The sequence below is a fragment of the Aeromonas sp. HMWF016 genome (assembly GCF_963878195.1).
In the GTDB taxonomy this organism is placed as follows: domain Bacteria; phylum Pseudomonadota; class Gammaproteobacteria; order Enterobacterales; family Aeromonadaceae; genus Aeromonas; species Aeromonas lacus.
Window position 1 is genome coordinate 95,153 of the sequence record NZ_CAWNWX010000087.1, and the last position, 16,140, is coordinate 111,292.

At 63.0% G+C, this 16,140-nt stretch carries 14 protein-coding genes and 1 riboswitch; of the genes, 10 read left to right on the plus strand and 4 right to left on the minus strand.

The features are described 5' to 3' along the window. Positions 1 to 92: 92 nt before the first annotated feature. Complete coding sequence (locus tag AACS24_RS14200) at positions 93 to 269, minus strand: hypothetical protein (RefSeq protein ID WP_108571090.1); 177 nt, start codon at positions 267 to 269, stop codon at positions 93 to 95. 469 nt (positions 270 to 738) lie between these two features. After that, positions 739 to 2,016, minus strand: a complete 1,278-nt coding sequence (locus AACS24_RS14205; protein WP_033112534.1) for a cation:proton antiporter — start codon at positions 2,014 to 2,016, stop codon at positions 739 to 741. Between the two features lie 204 nt (positions 2,017 to 2,220). Here AACS24_RS14205 and metH point away from each other — a divergent pair, with 204 nt between their 5' ends. Then, positions 2,221 to 5,916: a methionine synthase gene (metH, locus tag AACS24_RS14210; RefSeq protein ID WP_108571091.1), complete on the plus strand. Its 3,696-nt coding sequence runs from the start codon at positions 2,221 to 2,223 to the stop codon at positions 5,914 to 5,916. A 230-nt stretch (positions 5,917 to 6,146) separates the two neighbouring features. Further along, on the plus strand, positions 6,147 to 7,043 hold the full coding sequence (rimK, locus tag AACS24_RS14215; RefSeq protein WP_033112532.1) for a 30S ribosomal protein S6--L-glutamate ligase: 897 nt from the start codon (positions 6,147 to 6,149) through the stop codon (positions 7,041 to 7,043). 50 nt (positions 7,044 to 7,093) lie between these two features. Here the strand turns inward: rimK and AACS24_RS14220 are convergent, their stop codons facing one another. Together AACS24_RS14220 and AACS24_RS14225 are read right to left on the minus strand one after the other, a co-directional pair. Beyond that, positions 7,094 to 8,305: a sensor histidine kinase gene (locus tag AACS24_RS14220; protein WP_108571092.1), complete on the minus strand. Its 1,212-nt coding sequence runs from the start codon at positions 8,303 to 8,305 to the stop codon at positions 7,094 to 7,096. Then, the gene (locus tag AACS24_RS14225; protein WP_108571093.1) at positions 8,302 to 8,970 is read right to left on the minus strand and encodes a response regulator transcription factor; all 669 of its coding nucleotides are present in this window, start codon (positions 8,968 to 8,970) and stop codon (positions 8,302 to 8,304) included. Before AACS24_RS14225 ends, AACS24_RS14220 begins: the two co-directional genes overlap by 4 nt. An 88-nt stretch (positions 8,971 to 9,058) precedes the next feature. Between AACS24_RS14225 and AACS24_RS14230 the strand changes: the two genes are divergently transcribed. From AACS24_RS14230 to AACS24_RS14265, 8 genes are all read left to right on the plus strand, one after another. Further along, positions 9,059 to 9,481, plus strand: a complete 423-nt coding sequence (locus tag AACS24_RS14230; RefSeq protein ID WP_108571094.1) for a hypothetical protein — start codon at positions 9,059 to 9,061, stop codon at positions 9,479 to 9,481. 84 nt (positions 9,482 to 9,565) lie between these two features. After that, positions 9,566 to 10,051, plus strand: coding sequence for a hypothetical protein (locus tag AACS24_RS14235; RefSeq protein WP_108571095.1), 486 nt, complete (start codon positions 9,566 to 9,568; stop codon positions 10,049 to 10,051). Positions 10,052 to 10,107: 56 nt separating this feature from the next. Further along, positions 10,108 to 10,212, plus strand: coding sequence for a MerR family DNA-binding transcriptional regulator (locus AACS24_RS14240; protein WP_258222942.1), 105 nt, complete (start codon positions 10,108 to 10,110; stop codon positions 10,210 to 10,212). A gap of 77 nt (positions 10,213 to 10,289) precedes the next feature. Then, a riboswitch (TPP riboswitch) is annotated at positions 10,290 to 10,402 on the plus strand. A gap of 280 nt (positions 10,403 to 10,682) precedes the next feature. Further along, on the plus strand, positions 10,683 to 12,674 hold the full coding sequence (gene thiC, locus AACS24_RS14245; protein WP_108571096.1) for a phosphomethylpyrimidine synthase ThiC: 1,992 nt from the start codon (positions 10,683 to 10,685) through the stop codon (positions 12,672 to 12,674). Further along, positions 12,671 to 14,278, plus strand: coding sequence for a thiamine phosphate synthase (gene thiE, locus AACS24_RS14250; protein WP_108571097.1), 1,608 nt, complete (start codon positions 12,671 to 12,673; stop codon positions 14,276 to 14,278). Before thiC ends, thiE begins: the two co-directional genes overlap by 4 nt. Beyond that, positions 14,268 to 15,062, plus strand: a complete 795-nt coding sequence (locus AACS24_RS14255; protein WP_108571098.1) for a HesA/MoeB/ThiF family protein — start codon at positions 14,268 to 14,270, stop codon at positions 15,060 to 15,062. The genes thiE and AACS24_RS14255 overlap by 11 nt, the downstream gene beginning before the upstream one ends. Continuing rightward, complete coding sequence (gene thiS / locus AACS24_RS14260; RefSeq protein ID WP_069555221.1) at positions 15,059 to 15,265, plus strand: sulfur carrier protein ThiS; 207 nt, start codon at positions 15,059 to 15,061, stop codon at positions 15,263 to 15,265. Before AACS24_RS14255 ends, thiS begins: the two co-directional genes overlap by 4 nt. A 1-nt stretch (position 15,266) precedes the next feature. Beyond that, positions 15,267 to 16,034: a thiazole synthase gene (locus AACS24_RS14265; protein ID WP_108571099.1), complete on the plus strand. Its 768-nt coding sequence runs from the start codon at positions 15,267 to 15,269 to the stop codon at positions 16,032 to 16,034. Positions 16,035 to 16,140: the final 106 nt, after the last annotated feature.

A 16,140-nucleotide genomic window follows, 5' to 3' on the forward strand; every position in this document is an offset into this window, starting at 1 on the left:
ATATGTGATCGAGTTGGCAGTGCCGGGGGAATCAAAGTGGCCGCCGTGAGTTGCGGCCCTTGTGCATCGGTGCTGCCCGGTTGGGCAGGGGATCAGTTGAGCTCTTCGATGGAGAACTCGCCGGCGATACCATTACAGGAGATGGCGAAGCCGCCGCTGAAGCGGGTGCTGAACTGGATCAGAAACGCATCGTAGTCGTGCTCTTGCACAGGCAGGTTGATGGGTTTGCTGCGACGCAGGGGTTTACGAGTTTGTACGGTTTTCATCATGGTATTTCTCTATATAAATTAAGTAATTGCTCCTTGTGTTGGCAAATGTCAGGTCAATGAGTGCGTGCAACGGTGTTGTTGGTGTGCGCGCAGGTATACCCAGCCCGTTCGCGGGCCTCTGCTCTTGCAAGGTGCAAGGAATATGCGGTTGCATAGTTCAAATTGAGTGGGCAGAGCGGGTCTGCACCGTGAGAGCCGGGCAACGCAGGCGGACAGCCTGAACGGTTCTCAGGGCGAGTAAATCAGAAGAAGGTTATGCGGGTACTGACAGGATTCATCGTGAGGTGAAGCATTGCAGGGCAAACATAAACAGGGCTGATTAACTAGCCGGCGCGCATTCTCTCCTCGAAATGAATAAAAAGCAAACAATTATTTTCGGCTGTGTGGCTGGGCCTTGTCCGGTGCAGGTTTGCCAGCAACAAAAAGGGCTCCCGCAGGAGCCCTTTTGCATCTGTCAGCCAGCGGATGATCAGTAGTCGCCGTTGGCGCGTTTGGCTGCGGCGATCATCGGAGTGATGGTCATGCCCTGCACCACGATGGAGAACATCACCACCGCGTAGGTCATCACCAGGATCACCTGACGCAGGTCGACACCGTGGCTCGGGATCATCATGACGCCGGAGGGGAGTGCCAGTGCCATCGCCATGGCCAGACCGCCGCGCAGGCCGCCCCAGGTGAGGATCCGCACCGAGAAGGTGTTGTAGGTGCGGAATTTGCGGAAGGCCATATAGGGCAGCGAGACGCTGATGAAGCGGGCGGCGAGGCAGAGTGGCACGGCGATGACCAGCAGCACCCAGTCATGCCAGACCAGATCCAGCAGCACCAGCGCCAGACCGATCAGCAGGAACAGCAGGGCGTTGAGGAACTGATCCATCAACTCCCAGAAGTGATCCAGGTGATGGCTGCTCTGCTCGGAGAAGCCGGAGTGACGGGTCCAGTTGCCGATCATGATACCTGTCACCACCATGGCCAGGGCGCCGGAGACGCCGATCATGTTGGCGAAGGCGAAGCCGGCGGTCGGGATGCAGAGGGTGAGCAGCAGCTCCAGCGAGCCGTCGTCGGTGGCGCTGATCATCACGTGGGCGATGACGCCCAGCACGACGCCGAACAGGATGCCGCCGAGTGCCTCATGCAGGAACAGGCCAGCCACGCTGCCGAAGGTGGGCTCGACGCCGCCGAAGGCAACGGCAAACACGGTAGCGAAAATAACGAGGCCGACACCGTCGTTGAACAGGGATTCCCCTTCGATCTGGATGGCGATCTGGGGCGGCGCTTTCATCTTCTTGACGATGGCGAGTACGGCGATGGGGTCGGTGGGGGAGATGAGCGCCCCGAACAGCATGCAGTAGACCAGCGGCAGCTCCCAGCCCAGCAGCTTGGCGATGAACCAGAAGCCGTAGCCGATGATGAAGGTGGAGAGCAGGGTGGCAATAATGGCCAGAATGGTGATTTCCCACTTCTGGCTACGCAGCGCCTTGAGGTTGATGCCAAGACCACCGGCAAACAGCAGGAAGCCCAGGATCCCCTTCAGCAGGAAATTCTGGAAGTCGATGCTCTCCATGGTTTTGATGGCAAGAGGCTCCAGATTGAACCATCCCAGTTTACCGAACAGCACCAGCAGCGCAGAGATCAGCATGGAACCGGCGGTGATGGCGATGGTGGTCTGGATCTTCACAACATACTGGTTGGCAAAGGCAATAAAGATCGCCAACGCTGCCAGAAAACAGAGTGTGTAGTAGACGCTCATAGTTATTTTTTACTCGTAGATAGATAGCAAGCACGTATCCCCATGCGGGACGGGCATAGGGTACTCTCGGGGTCTATGTTACTCATTACCTATAAATGAGTATATGGTCGCGATTTTGGACTGATAGACGGCTAGATTTCCAATTCGCTGGTTTGCTGTTAGGATGCTGTTTACGCAGTTGCACGGATGTAAGAGGAACACGCGGTGGCGAATGAAAAGTCGAACAGAAAGTCGGATGTGACAAACAAGCTGGAAGCCTGTCTCAAGGAGCGGATCCTGATCATCGACGGGGCCATGGGCACCATGATCCAGGGCTACAAACTCGGGGAGGCGGACTACCGCGGTGAACGGTTTGCCGACTGGCATACCGACATCAAGGGCAACAACGATCTGCTGGTGCTGACCCGCCCCGCCGTCATTCGCGAGATCCACGAGCAGTACTGCGCCGCCGGCGCCGACATCCTCGAAACCAACACCTTCAACGCCACTCGCATCGCCATGGCTGACTACGAGATGGAAGATCTCTCGGCCGAGATCAACCGCGAGGCGGCCCGTCTTGCCCGCGCCGTAGCGGACGAGTGGACGGCGAAAGAGCCCCACAAGCCGCGCTTCGTGGCAGGGGTTTTGGGGCCGACCAACCGCACCGCCTCCATCTCGCCGGATGTGAACGATCCCGGCAAGCGCAACGTCACTTACGACCAGCTGGTGGCCGCCTATACCGAATCGACTCATGCCCTGATCGAGGGCGGCGCCGACATCATTCTGATCGAAACCATCTTCGACACCCTCAACGCCAAGGCTGCCGCCTTCGCGGTGGATCTGGTATTCGAGGAGCTGGGCTACAGCCTGCCGGTGATGATCTCCGGCACCATCACCGACGCCTCCGGCCGCACCCTCTCCGGCCAGACGACCGAAGCTTTCTACCACTCGCTGCGCCACGTCAAACCGGTCTCATTCGGTCTCAACTGTGCGCTGGGGCCGGACGAGCTGCGCCAGTATGTCGAAGAGTTGTCGCGCATCAGCGAGAGCCATGTCAGCGCTCACCCCAACGCCGGTCTGCCCAACGCCTTTGGCGAGTACGATCTCGATGCCGCCGAGATGGCGGAGCATATCCGCGAGTGGGCCCAGAGCGGTTTCCTCAATATGGTTGGCGGTTGCTGCGGTACCACCCCGGCCCATATCCGTGCCATGGCTGGTGCGGTTGCCGGCATCAAGCCGCGCGTTCTGCCAGAGCTGCCGGTGGCCTGTCGCCTGTCTGGCCTTGAGCCGCTGATCATCACCCCCGAATCCATGTTCGTGAACGTGGGGGAGCGCACCAACGTCACCGGTTCGGCCAAGTTCAAGCGGCTGATCAAGGAGGGGCTCTACGACGAGGCGCTCGACGTCGCCAAGCAGCAGGTGGATAACGGCGCCCAGATCATCGACATCAACATGGACGAGGGGATGCTGGACGCCGAAGCGGCCATGGTGCGCTTCCTGAACCTCATCGCCGGCGAGCCGGACATCGCCCGGGTGCCGGTGATGATCGACTCCTCCAAGTGGGAGGTGCTGGAAGCGGGCCTCAAGTGCGTGCAGGGCAAGCCGGTGGTCAACTCCATCTCCATGAAGGAGGGGGAGGAGAAGTTCACCCAGCAGGCGAAACTGCTGCGCCGCTATGGCGCCGCCGTTATCGTGATGGCGTTCGACGAGAAAGGGCAGGCGGATACCCGCGCCCGCAAGTTCGAGATCTGCCAGCGGGCCTACCGCATTCTGGTGGATCAGGTCGGTTTCCCGCCGGAAGACATCATCTTCGACCCCAATATCTTCGCGGTGGCGACCGGCATCGACGAGCACAACAACTACGCGGTGGACTTCATCGATGCGGTGAAGGACATCAAGGATAACCTGCCCCACGCCATGATCTCCGGCGGCGTTTCCAACGTCTCGTTTTCATTCCGCGGCAACGAGCCGGTGCGGGAAGCCATTCACGCCGTCTTCCTCTACCACGCCATCAAGAACGGCATGGACATGGGGATCGTCAACGCCGGTCAGCTTGCCATCTATGAAGACATTCCGGCTGAGCTCAAAGAGAAGGTCGAGGCGGTGGTGCTCAACCTCAATGACAACGCCACCGAGGAGCTGCTGGCCATCGCCGAGAAGTATCGCGGTGCCGGTGCCCAGGCCGAGGATCCGCGGGATCAGGCGTGGCGCAGCTGGCCGGTGGGCAAGCGGCTGGAACATGCGCTGGTCAAGGGGATCACCGACTTCATCGAAGAGGATACCGAGGAGGCGCGCGCCCAAGCCGAGCGGCCGCTGCATGTCATCGAAGGACCGCTGATGGATGGCATGAACGTGGTCGGCGATCTGTTCGGCGCCGGCAAGATGTTCCTGCCGCAGGTGGTGAAATCGGCCCGGGTGATGAAGCGGGCGGTCGCCTATCTGCAACCCTATATCGAGGCGGAAAAATCGGGTGGCTCCAGCAACGGCAAAATCGTGCTGGCGACCGTGAAAGGGGATGTGCACGACATCGGCAAGAACATCGTCGGGGTAGTGCTGCAGTGCAACAACTTCGAGATCATCGATCTCGGGGTCATGGTCCCCTGCGAGACGATTCTCAAAACGGCGCGGGAAGTGGGAGCCGACATGATCGGTCTCTCCGGTCTCATCACCCCGTCGCTGGACGAGATGGTGCATGTGGCCAAGGAGATGGAGCGCCAAGGCTTCAAGCTGCCGCTCTTGATCGGCGGTGCGACTACTTCCAAGGCGCACACCGCGGTGAAGATAGAGCAAAACTACTCCGAACCGGTGGTCTATGTCTCCAACGCCTCCCGCGCGGTGGGGGTGGCGCAGAGCCTGCTCAGCCCGGATCTCAAACCCGACTTCGTCGCCCGTATCGACAAGGAGTACGAGATCGCCCGCGAGCAGCACGCCCGCAAGCAGCCGCGCTCGCGCCCCATCACGCTGGCGGAGGCGCGTGCCAACTGTCATCAGCTGGACTGGGTTGGCTACCAGCCACCCAAGCCCCGCGAGCCGGGTGTGCAGAAGTTCGAGAACGTGCCTATTTCAGTGCTGCGCCCCTACATCGACTGGACGCCGTTCTTCCTCAGCTGGGAGCTGGCGGGCAAGTTTCCGCGCATCCTCGAAGACGAGATTATCGGCGAAGAGGCGACCAAGCTGTTTGCCGATGCCAACGCCATGCTGGATCAGCTGGAAAAGGATCAGAGCGTGCGCTGCGCCGGCATCATCGGTCTGTTCCCGGCCAATGCGGTGGGGGACAGCATCGAGGTCTACAGCGACGAATCGCGCAGCGAAGTGAAAAAAGTGCTGCATCACTTGCGCCAGCAGAGCGAGAAGCAGGGCTTCCCCAACTACTGTCTGGCGGACTATGTGGCGCCGAAAGAGAGTGGCAAAGCCGACTGGATCGGCGCCTTCGCGGTGACCGGTGGTATCGGTGAGGAGGCTATCGCCAAGGCTTACAAGGCGGATCACGACGACTACAACGCCATCCTCATTCAGGCAGTGTGCGACCGGTTGGCCGAGGCGTTTGCCGAGTACCTGCACGAGCAGGTGCGCAAAGTGCACTGGGGTTATGCCCCCGACGAAGCCCTCAGCAACGAGGAGCTTATTCGCGAGAACTATCGGGGCATCCGTCCGGCGCCGGGTTATCCGGCCTGCCCGGAACACACCGAGAAGGGCACCCTGTGGGAGCTGCTTGATGTCGAGCAGGCCATCGGCATGCAGCTCACCGAATCCTACGCCATGTGGCCGGGAGCGGCGGTGTCGGGCTGGTACTTCTCTCACCCCGACAGCAAATACTTTGCGGTGGCGCAGATCCAGCAAGATCAGGTGGAGGATTACGCCGCCCGCAAGGGGATGACGCTGGCCGACGCCGAGCGCTGGCTCGCCCCCAATCTGGGGTAGCGAGAGAGCCAATCTGCTCGGCCATTGAGCGAAAACGGCGGACTTTGCGAGCAGCCTCCGGAGGGCGCGCAGGGCCGCCGTTTATTGTTTCACCGTGCTGTGCTGAATGGGCAGGCTTCTGCGTTATTTGGCTTGTTGTCAGGAGAAACAATTGGCGTTGTCTTGGCGCTGTGGCACCTTATACTCTCCCGCCCCATCCTGCCCAGGCATAGCCTTCTAGCGGAATTGTCATGAAGATCGCCATTTTATCCCGTGAGCCGAAAAACTACTCCACCCGCCGTCTGGTCGAGGTGGCACAGGCGCGCGGTCATCAGGTCGAGGTGCTCGACACCCTGCGCTGTTATATGAACATCGCCTCCCACAACCCCTCCATCCACTACGAAGGACGGGAGCTGGAGAGCTATGACGCGGTGATCCCCCGCATCGGGGCCAGCATCACCGCCTACGGCACCGCCGTGCTGCGCCAGTTCGAGATGATGAACACCATGGCGCTCAACAGCTCGGTGGCCATCAGCCGCTCCCGCGACAAGCTGCGGGCGATGCAGCTGCTCTCCCGCCACGGTATCGGTCTGCCCATCACCGGTTATGCCCACAGCACCCACGACGTGCCCGACCTCATCACCATGGTGGGCGGTGCGCCGCTGGTAGTGAAGCTGCTGGAGGGAACTCAGGGGATCGGCGTGGTACTGTGCGAAACCCAGAAAGCCGCCGAGAGCGTGATCGAGGCTTTCATCCAGACCAACAACAACATTCTGGTGCAGGAGTATATCCGCGAGGCCAACGGCGCCGACATTCGCTGTCTGGTGGTCAACGGCAAGGTAGTGGCGGCGATGCGCCGTCAGGCCCAGCCCGGCGAGTTTCGCTCCAACCTGCATCGGGGCGGCACCGCGGAGGCGATCCGGATCACTCCGGAAGAGCGCGCTACCGCGGTGCGCGCCGCCAAGATCATGGGGCTGGACGTGGCGGGCGTGGATATCCTGCGCAGTGCCCGCGGCCCGCTGGTGCTGGAGGTCAACTCCTCTCCCGGTCTGCAGGGAGTTGAGGCGGCCTCCGGCAAGGATGTGGCGGGCAAAATCATCGAGTTCCTCGAGCTCAAGGGCGGGCGCAAGCACAAGCCGGTGGAGTGATCCCGGATTTGTACCAGCCAAAAAACAGGGCGCCTTCGGGCGCCCTGTTTTTATTCCGCCATCACCAGTCTGGCGCTGAAGATATTGGCCTCCAGCCGGGTCTCGATCTGCCAGCCCAGCTTTTCGCAGATGCGCTGGATGATGGTGAGGCCACAGCCGTAACCGAGGATCTGATCCGGCGCTGCCGCCGTCGGGTTGCTGATGGTGAGCACCGGGCCGCACAGTTCGATGTCGATATGGCCCTCGGCGTAGCTCAGGGCATTTTTCAGCAGGTTGCCAAGGGCGATGGCGAGCAGGGATAGGGGGGAATCGACCTCACTCGCCTCATCCAGCACCAGACGGATATCGAGCGCTTCTCGCTGCAGCAGCGGGGCGAGCCGGGCCAGCTCCTGGCGGATCAGCGGTGCCACCAGCTGCTTCGGCCGCTCGACCTCCTCCTTGCGGCCCAGCAGCAGAAAGGTCTCGGTGAGCAGCGCCATCTCGTCGGCGGCGGCCCGGATGCGGGTGACGGCGCGCTCGGCGGGGGCGGGCAGATCGCTCACCTTGCCGAGCAGGGCGGCCGAGCCCTGGATCACCATGTTGGGGGTGCGCAGTTCATGGCTGGCAAAGCGGCTGAACTCCTGCTCGCGGGCAAAGACGGCGCTCACCTCCTGCTTGCCGGTCAGCAGTGCCAGCTCGATATCCCTGAGCTCCTGCCAGGGGGCATCGGGGATGAAGTCCGCCTGATCCGGTGTGAGGTGGGCGACCCTGTGTTGCAGCCGCTGCAGCGGCCCCGTGATATGGCGTACCAGCCAGATACCGAAGCCGAGGCAGCCCAGCAGCAGCGCCAGCCCGATCAGCCGGGTGGCCAGATGCAGCTTGTCCTCGTAGGGGTCGAGGTAGTCATCGGCATCGTCGTTGAAGACCAGATAGAGCATCCCTTTTCCGGAGGGGTGGCGTGCCACCAGAAAGTGTTTGTCCTCCTTCCCCAGCTGATGCTCGAAAAAGCCGGGGGTCTGGTAGGGGCGCAGCCACTTGGGCAGGCGGCCCGCCTCGGTCCAGTAGCTGGAGAACTGGCGCGGGCTGGGCGCCGCCGCCGCGGCACCGAGGCGCAGCCAGTCATCGCTGTAGCGGGTCACTTCCGCCTCCAGCCAGTGGCGCAGGCTGAGCTCCTCCATCTTGTCCTCGGCCACCATCATCAGGCCGGAGAGCAGTACCAGCAGCACCACGCCGGCTCCGCCGAGCGCCATGATGAGCCGGTGGCGCAGGCTCGGCAGGCTCATGGGGTCACCAGTCGATAGCCCTGACCGTGCAGGGTTTCCAGCATGGGGGTGGGGAAGGGTTTGTCGAGGGTGTTGCGCAGGGCGTAGATGTGGCTGCGCAGGGCGTCGGAGTCGGGCTCCTCCTCTCCCCAGACGGTGTCGAGCACCTCCTGTCGAGTGACGATGGCCGGTGCGCGGCGGGCCAGCAGCGCGAGGATCTGGAACGGGATCTTGCCGAGCTTGAGGGGAACGCCGGCACGGGTCGCCTGCCCGCTGGCGGCATCGACGGTCAGCTCGCCAAAGGTGATGGCGCCGATGTCACCGCGGGGGCCGCGCAGGCTGAGGGCTTGCAGTCGCACCTCCAGCTCCTCCATGGCGAAGGGCTTGACCAGATAGTCGTCGCCACCGGCCTTGAAGCCTGCCAGCTTGTCTTCCAGACTGTCGCGGGCGGTGAGAAAGAGCACCGGGGTCGAGATCCCCTCTTCACGCAGGCGGGCGACCGTGCTGAGCCCGTCGAGACGGGGCATCATCACATCCATGATGATGACGTCGAAGCGCTGTTCGGCCAGCAGTTGCAGCGCTGCCTGACCGTGATAGGCACAGTCCAGCCGGTGGCCGGCCAGCTCCAGATAATCCATGATGGTTTCTGCCACCTGAGGATTGTCTTCCACTACCAAAATCTTCATGCTTTGTACTCCTGGTTGGCGAGCAGCTTCACGCTCTTTTCACACCGGATACATCATCCTGTCGCCAGTGTAACCCCGAGGATCCACGATGAAGAAGTCTCTCTGTGCTCTCCTGCTGCTGATCTTGCTGCCGCTCGGATCTGCGCAGGCTGCCGAATTCAAACTGACCGGCCGCACCACCTGGCAGCTTGGCCAGCTGATGGTGAACGGTCTGCCGTTCGTGATCGACGACCAGACCCGCTTCAAGGATTGGCTCAACGAAGATGATCTCGGCGGCACCTGGGTTGAGATGAAGGGGGTGGTGGAGAACGGCGTGCGCTATGTGCGCAAGGTCGAAGCGCTCGAGGAAGATGACAAGGACGAGATGGATCTGGAAGGGCCGGTCGAGGGAGGGCGGATCTGGGGCTACACCACCTCGGACAAGAGTCTGGCCCCCTTCGAAGGGCGCTGGCTCGAACTTGAGTGCAAGTTTGACGGCATGCGCCTGAGTCGCTGCCACGAGGACAAGTAACCCGGTCGCTGCTGCAGATTCGCAATGTTTCTGAATGAAGCCCATGCTTATCCGGCATGGGCTTTTTGTTCAGGGACGAACGACATGGAACAGAGAACAAAGTGGTGTGCGTGGCTGTGCGGTTTGCCGCTCTGTGCCGCGCAGGCGGTGGCCGACGAACTGTGGCTGATGGAGCTGGAACACGATGACGGCATCCATCTGCAATTTCAGGGCGCTGAGGTGGAGCAGGGCAGTGCCGCCGTCTGGCGGCAGGGGGAGATTTGGCAGCAGCCACTCAAACCCGGCGACCAGCTCGCCCTGCTGGTGGCCGATGGCGTTGCCACCCGGATCGAGCTGCTGGCCGCCAGAGCACCGCTGGCCAATCAGCCCTGGCAGCGGGCGCAAGATCGCCTGCAATCCGTTGATGAACGGCAACTCACACTGGCTGCTCTGGGTACTGTGCCACTCAACCCGCAGGTGCGCTGGGTCAACGGCTCAGCCGCCGATCTGCACGCCGGGAGCGAGCTGGTGCTGACCCGCGACGAACAGGGTCACTTAAGCGAAATTCTGGTGGTCAATCCGGAGGAGTAGTTGACCCGTCTACGATAGGCGGGTTTATCCTCTGCCCGCTGGATGAAGGAACCCCTATGTTGACGATTACCCGGCTGGCCAGAGAACTGGGCCTGAGCCGCACCACCCTGCTCTATTACGAACGTCTCGGTCTGCTGCTTCCCGCCCTGCGCGGGGAGTAACCCGGTCCGACCACAGCGCCAGCCGTTGCCCCATATTGTTAACGGCTTGTGCTTTAGATTTTCCCCCTTATACTGGCGCCATCTTGTCGGAGTGCTGACCGTCGAACGACGCGAAGCTGAGACCGTTAATTCGGGATCCGTGGAACCTGATCAGGTTAAAACCTGCGAAGGGAACAAGGGTAACTTGCGGGTTACCGCGCCGGAGGAGGAACAAGCCTCTTCCGCTCATCGAAGGGATCGCCCTTGATGGGTCAGGGCGCACAGGAGGGAGTCTGTCCCGTCCGGTTGTCCAGCACGTGGGGCGCCTTGCCTACCGCGTGCAGAGAGCGGGAAGCGGCAGCACAGCAGCGCGGAGATCCATCCCGCGCCCACTCCCTCCTGATATAAACACCCCGCCGCAAGTTCATCTTCTCCTCGAACTCCAGACAAGCAAACACCCATAACTTCAACCAGTTAATGTGAGTTTTGCTATGTCTACTTCTCTATCTGATACCGCCAAATCCAGCCGCCGCGAGCAGCGCTCCAGCGCTCAGGCCTTTATCGACAGCCTCAAGGGGATGGCTCACCCCAACTCCCGCCGCATCTTTATCGAAGGCTCTCGCGCCGATATTCGTGTCCCGCTGCGGGAAATCCAGCTGGCCGACACCTTCGTTGGTGGCACCAAGGAAGATCCCCGGTTCGAGCCCAACGAGCCGATCCCGGTCTATGACACCTCGGGCCGTTACGGGGAGGAGGGGGTCGCCATCGACGTGCGCCGCGGCCTGCCGCGCCTGCGGGAGAACTGGGTGCTGGAGCGCGATGATACCGACGCCCTGCCGGGGCTCAGCTCCACCTTCACTCAGGAGCGTCTGGCCGATGAGGGGCTGGATCACCTGCGCTTCGAGCACTTGCCAAAGCCGCGCCGCGCCAAGCCGGGCCGCCGGGTCACCCAGCTCCACTACGCCCGCGCCGGTATCGTCACTCCCGAGATGGAATTTATCGCCATTCGCGAGAACATGGGGCGTGAGAGGGTGCGCTCAGAGCTGTTGCGCACCCAGCATCCGGGCCGCGATTTCGGTGCCCGTTTACCCCAGAACATCACCCCCGAATTCGTGCGCGACGAGGTGGCGGCCGGCCGCGCCATCATCCCCAGCAACATCAACCACCCGGAAGCGGAGCCGATGATCATCGGCCGCAATTTTCTGGTGAAGATCAACGCCAACATCGGCAACTCGGCGGTCACCTCCAGCATCGAAGAGGAGGTGGAGAAGCTGGTCTGGTCGACCCGCTGGGGTGCCGACACCGTGATGGATCTCTCCACTGGCCGCTACATCCACGAGACCCGCGAGTGGATCCTGCGCAACAGCCCGGTGCCCATCGGTACCGTGCCCATCTATCAGGCGCTGGAGAAGACCAACGGCATCGCCGAAGACCTCACCTGGGAGCTGTTCCGTGACACCCTGCTGGAGCAGGCCGAGCAGGGGGTGGACTACTTCACCATCCATGCCGGCGTCCTGCTGCGCTTCGTGCCGATGACCGCCAAGCGCCTCACCGGCATCGTGTCGCGCGGTGGCAGCATCATGGCCAAGTGGTGCCTCTCCCATCACAAGGAGAACTTCCTCTACCAGCACTTCCGCGAAATCTGCGAGATCTGCGCCGCCTATGACGTGGCGTTGTCGCTGGGCGATGGTCTGCGTCCGGGCTCCGTCTATGACGCCAACGACGAGGCCCAGTTTGCCGAGCTGCGCACTCTGGGCGAGCTGACCCAAATTGCCTGGGAGTACGACGTGCAGGTGATGATCGAGGGCCCCGGCCACGTGCCCATGCACATGATCGAGCGCAACATGACCGAGCAGCTGGAGCACTGCCACGAGGCACCGTTCTATACGCTGGGCCCGCTCACCACCGACATCGCGCCGGGTTACGATCACTTCACCTCCGGCATCGGCGCCGCGCTCATCGGCTGGTATGGCTGCGCCATGCTCTGCTACGTCACCCCCAAGGAGCATCTGGGGCTGCCCAACAAGGAGGATGTGAAGCAGGGGCTTATCACCTACAAGATCGCCGCTCACGCCGCCGATCTGGCCAAGGGGCACCCGGGCGCCCAGATCCGTGACAACGCCATGTCCAAGGCGCGCTTCGAGTTTCGCTGGGAGGATCAGTTCAATCTGGCGCTGGATCCCGACACCGCTCGCGCCTACCACGACGAAACCCTGCCGCAGGAGTCCGGCAAGGTGGCTCACTTCTGCTCCATGTGCGGGCCCAAGTTCTGCTCCATGAAGATCACTCAGGACGTGCGTGACTACGCAGCAAAGCTGGAGGCCGTTGAGATCAAGCTGGTCGGCATGGATGGCCAGCAGGAGCAGGTAGTGGCTCAGGTGGAGAGCGGCATGGCCCGCATGGCTGAAACCTTCAAGGAGACCGGCGGCGAGATCTACCATCAGGCGGCGGCGCTGAAACAGGCCGCAGGGGAGGAGGCGTGAGCAGCGAGCGCGGGGCTGTCAGCCCCGCCGATCTGCTGCCTGTGACGGACTCCCGCCCAGTAGTCTGGACGATAGCGGGTTCAGATTCCGGCGGCGGCGCTGGCATTCAGGCCGATCTGCACACATTGCACGACCTTGGCGTGCACGGCTGCTCGGTTATCTCCGCCATTACCGCCCAGAACTCGGTGGCGGTGAAGATGGTCGACCCCGTGTTGATGCAGACTTTCACCGCCCAGATCGACGCCCTCGGCGTCGATCTGCCGCCCGCCGCCATCAAGATTGGTCTGCTGCCGACCCGGCTCCACGTCGAGGTGCTGGCCCGCCGGCTGGCAGCCATCGAGGCTCCCTTCGTGGTCTACGACCCGGTGGCTATCGCCAGCACCGGCACCCCGATGGCGGAGCCCAATATGCTGGAGGCGGTGCGCGAGCAGCTGTTGCCACGTCTGTCGCTCATCACCCCCAACGGCCCCGAACTGGAAGCCCTGACCGGCATTCCCGCGACCAGCCCTGTGCTGGTGCGCTTCGCCGCCCAGCGGCTGCGCGAACTCGGCGCCCGTGCCGTGCTGGTCAAGGGGGGCCATCTGGGCTGGAGCGGCAAGCTCTGCCTCGACTACTACCAGGATGAGACCCGCGAATTCTGGCTGGCGGCGCCTCGCCTGAATACCCGCCACGGTCACGGCACCGGTTGCTGCTACGCCAGCGCCATCGCCGCCGTGGTGGCGCAGGATTATCCGGTGGAGGACGCCATCACCCTCGCTCGTGCTTACCTGCAACAGGGGCTGGCGGCGGCGCAGGGAGTGGGGGCTGGTCCGGGCCCCATCGCCCATCTCGGCTGGCCCGCCGATCTTGCCAACTTCCCCCGTGCCGTGCTGGCGGGATCAACCCTAGATCGCCGTTTCGGGCTTTATGAGACAAGCAGCGCCCGCCTGCCGCAGGGCCCCTTTGCGCCGACCGAACACAACCTCGGTCTCTATCCGGTGGTCGATTCGGTCAAGTGGCTGCGCCGCCTGCTCGGGCTGGGGGTCAAGACCATCCAGCTGCGGATCAAGAATCTGCCTGCCGCTCAGGTGGCACCGGCCATTCGCGATGCGGTAGCGCTCGGTCGCCGTCATGGGGCGCGGCTCTTTATCAACGACTACTGGCAGCAGGCCATCGAGGCGGGGGCCTGGGGCGTCCATCTGGGTCAGGAGGATATGGAGACGGCCGATCTCGCCGCCATTCAGGCGGCCGGGCTGCGCCTTGGCATCTCCACCCACGGCTACTTCGAGTTGATGCGGGCCCGCGAGCTGGCCCCCTCCTATATCGCGCTGGGCCATATCTTCCCGACCAATACCAAGGCGATGCCTTCGCGCCCGCAGGGGCTGGTGCGGCTGCACCGCTACCGCGCCCTGATGGCGGAGTGGCCGACGGTGGCCATCGGCGGCATCAGCGAGGAGCGGGTGGCGACGGTCAAGGGGAGCGGAGTCGGCAGCATCGCGCTGGTCTCGGCCATCACTGCCAGTGATGACTGGCAGGGGGCGACCGAACGGCTGCTGGCTGCCGTGGGGGCAGGGGATGAGCCACGATCGGCTTCTGCCATAAGGGAGGTGGAACATGCACTCTGATGAGGCGTCTCTTAGTGACAAAGAGTATCTGAGATACGGCCGCCAGCTGATGCTGGCGGAAGTGGGGGAGGCCGGTCAGGCACGGCTCAAGGATAAATCCGTGCTGATCGTGGGTTTGGGCGGGCTTGGCTCGCCGCTCGCCCTCTATCTGGCCGGGGTCGGGGTCGGCACCTTGTGGCTGGCCGATGGCGATACGGTCGATTCCAGCAATCTGCCGCGCCAGATCCTGTTCGACTCCAAGGCAATCAACCACTCCAAGGCGGAGCTGGCCCGCGAGCGCTTGGCCGCCCACAACCCGCTGGTGGAGCTGATTGCCATCAACCAGCGGCTTGATGCCGCCAGCCTGCCGGAGTTTGTGGCCGAGGTAGATCTGGTGATCGACTGCTGCGACAACCTCGCCACCCGCCAGGCCATCAACGCCGCCTGCGTGGCTCAGGACAAGCCCTGGATTTCCGCCGCCGCAGTGGGTTGGCAGGGGCAGCTGATGGCGCGCACCAGCCCGGAGCACGCCTGTTATGCCTGCCTCTATCCGCTGGATACCCAAATCGCCGAGCGCTGTGAGACCAGCGGCGTCACCGGCCCATTGGTCGGAGTGATGGGCTCTTTGCAGGCGCTGGAGGCACTGAAGCTGCTGCTCGGGATGCCGAGCCCGGTGGCCGGCACATTGCGCCGTTTCGATGCCCTGACCCATCAGTGGCAAACCCTCACTCTGGCTCCCGATCCCGATTGCCCGGTTTGCGGACAGCGCCGATGCCCGACACACGATAAGGAGATCACCCCATGACCTTGACCATTCGACTCAACGATAAAGCCCAGCCGCTGACGGCAGGGCAGAGTGTGGCCGACCTGCTGGCGGCGCAAGACGTTAATCCACAGGGGGTAGCGGTGGCCCTCAACGGCGCCGTGCTGCCCCGTGGCCGCTGGGCCGAGACCCGTCTCAATGACGGAGACGAACTTCACCTCTTTACTGCCATTGCCGGAGGCTGACATGCTGACAATTGCCGATCACACCTTCTCTTCGCGCCTCTTTACCGGCACCGGCAAGTTTGCCCGCCCGGATCTGATGGCCGCCGCCATCGAGGCGAGCGGCTCCCGGCTGGTCACCATGGCCATCAAGCGGCTCGAACCGGGCAAGGCCCACGACGATATCCTCACACCCCTTCGACAACTCGGGGTCAAGCTGCTGCCCAACACCTCCGGCGCCAAGACCGCCGCCGAGGCGGTATTTGCCGCCCACCTCGCCCGCGAGGCGCTGGGGACGAACTGGCTGAAGCTGGAGATCCACCCCGATCCGCGCTATCTGCTGCCCGACCCCATCGAGACGCTGAAAGCCGCCGAGCAGCTGGTGAAAGAGGGCTTTGTGGTGCTGCCCTACTGCGGGGCCGACCCCGTGCTCTGCAAACGGCTGGAAGAGGTGGGCTGCGCTGCCGTGATGCCGCTCGGCGCACCCATCGGTTCCAATCAGGGGCTGGTGACCAGGGAGTTTCTCTCCATCATCGTCGAGCAGGCCAATGTGCCCGTGGTGGTGGATGCGGGGATCGGTGCGCCGAGCCACGCCGCCGCCGCCTTTGAGCTGGGGGCCGATGCCGTGCTGGTCAACACCGCCATCGCAGTGAGCGGCGACCCGGTCGCCATGGGTCGCGCCTTTGCGCTTGCCTGCACCGCTGGGCGCAGCGCCTATGAAGCAGGCCTTGGCGCCCGCGCCCTGCAGGCCCAAGCCTCCAGCCCGCTGACCGATTTTCTGGGGGCGTTATGAGTCAGGGTTTAGAGGAAATAGATGCCTCGGCTATGGGCTCTGTGCCACAAGATCAGCCAAGTGTTCGCCCCCCTCTCCCTCTGGGAGAGGGGGGCGAACACTTGGC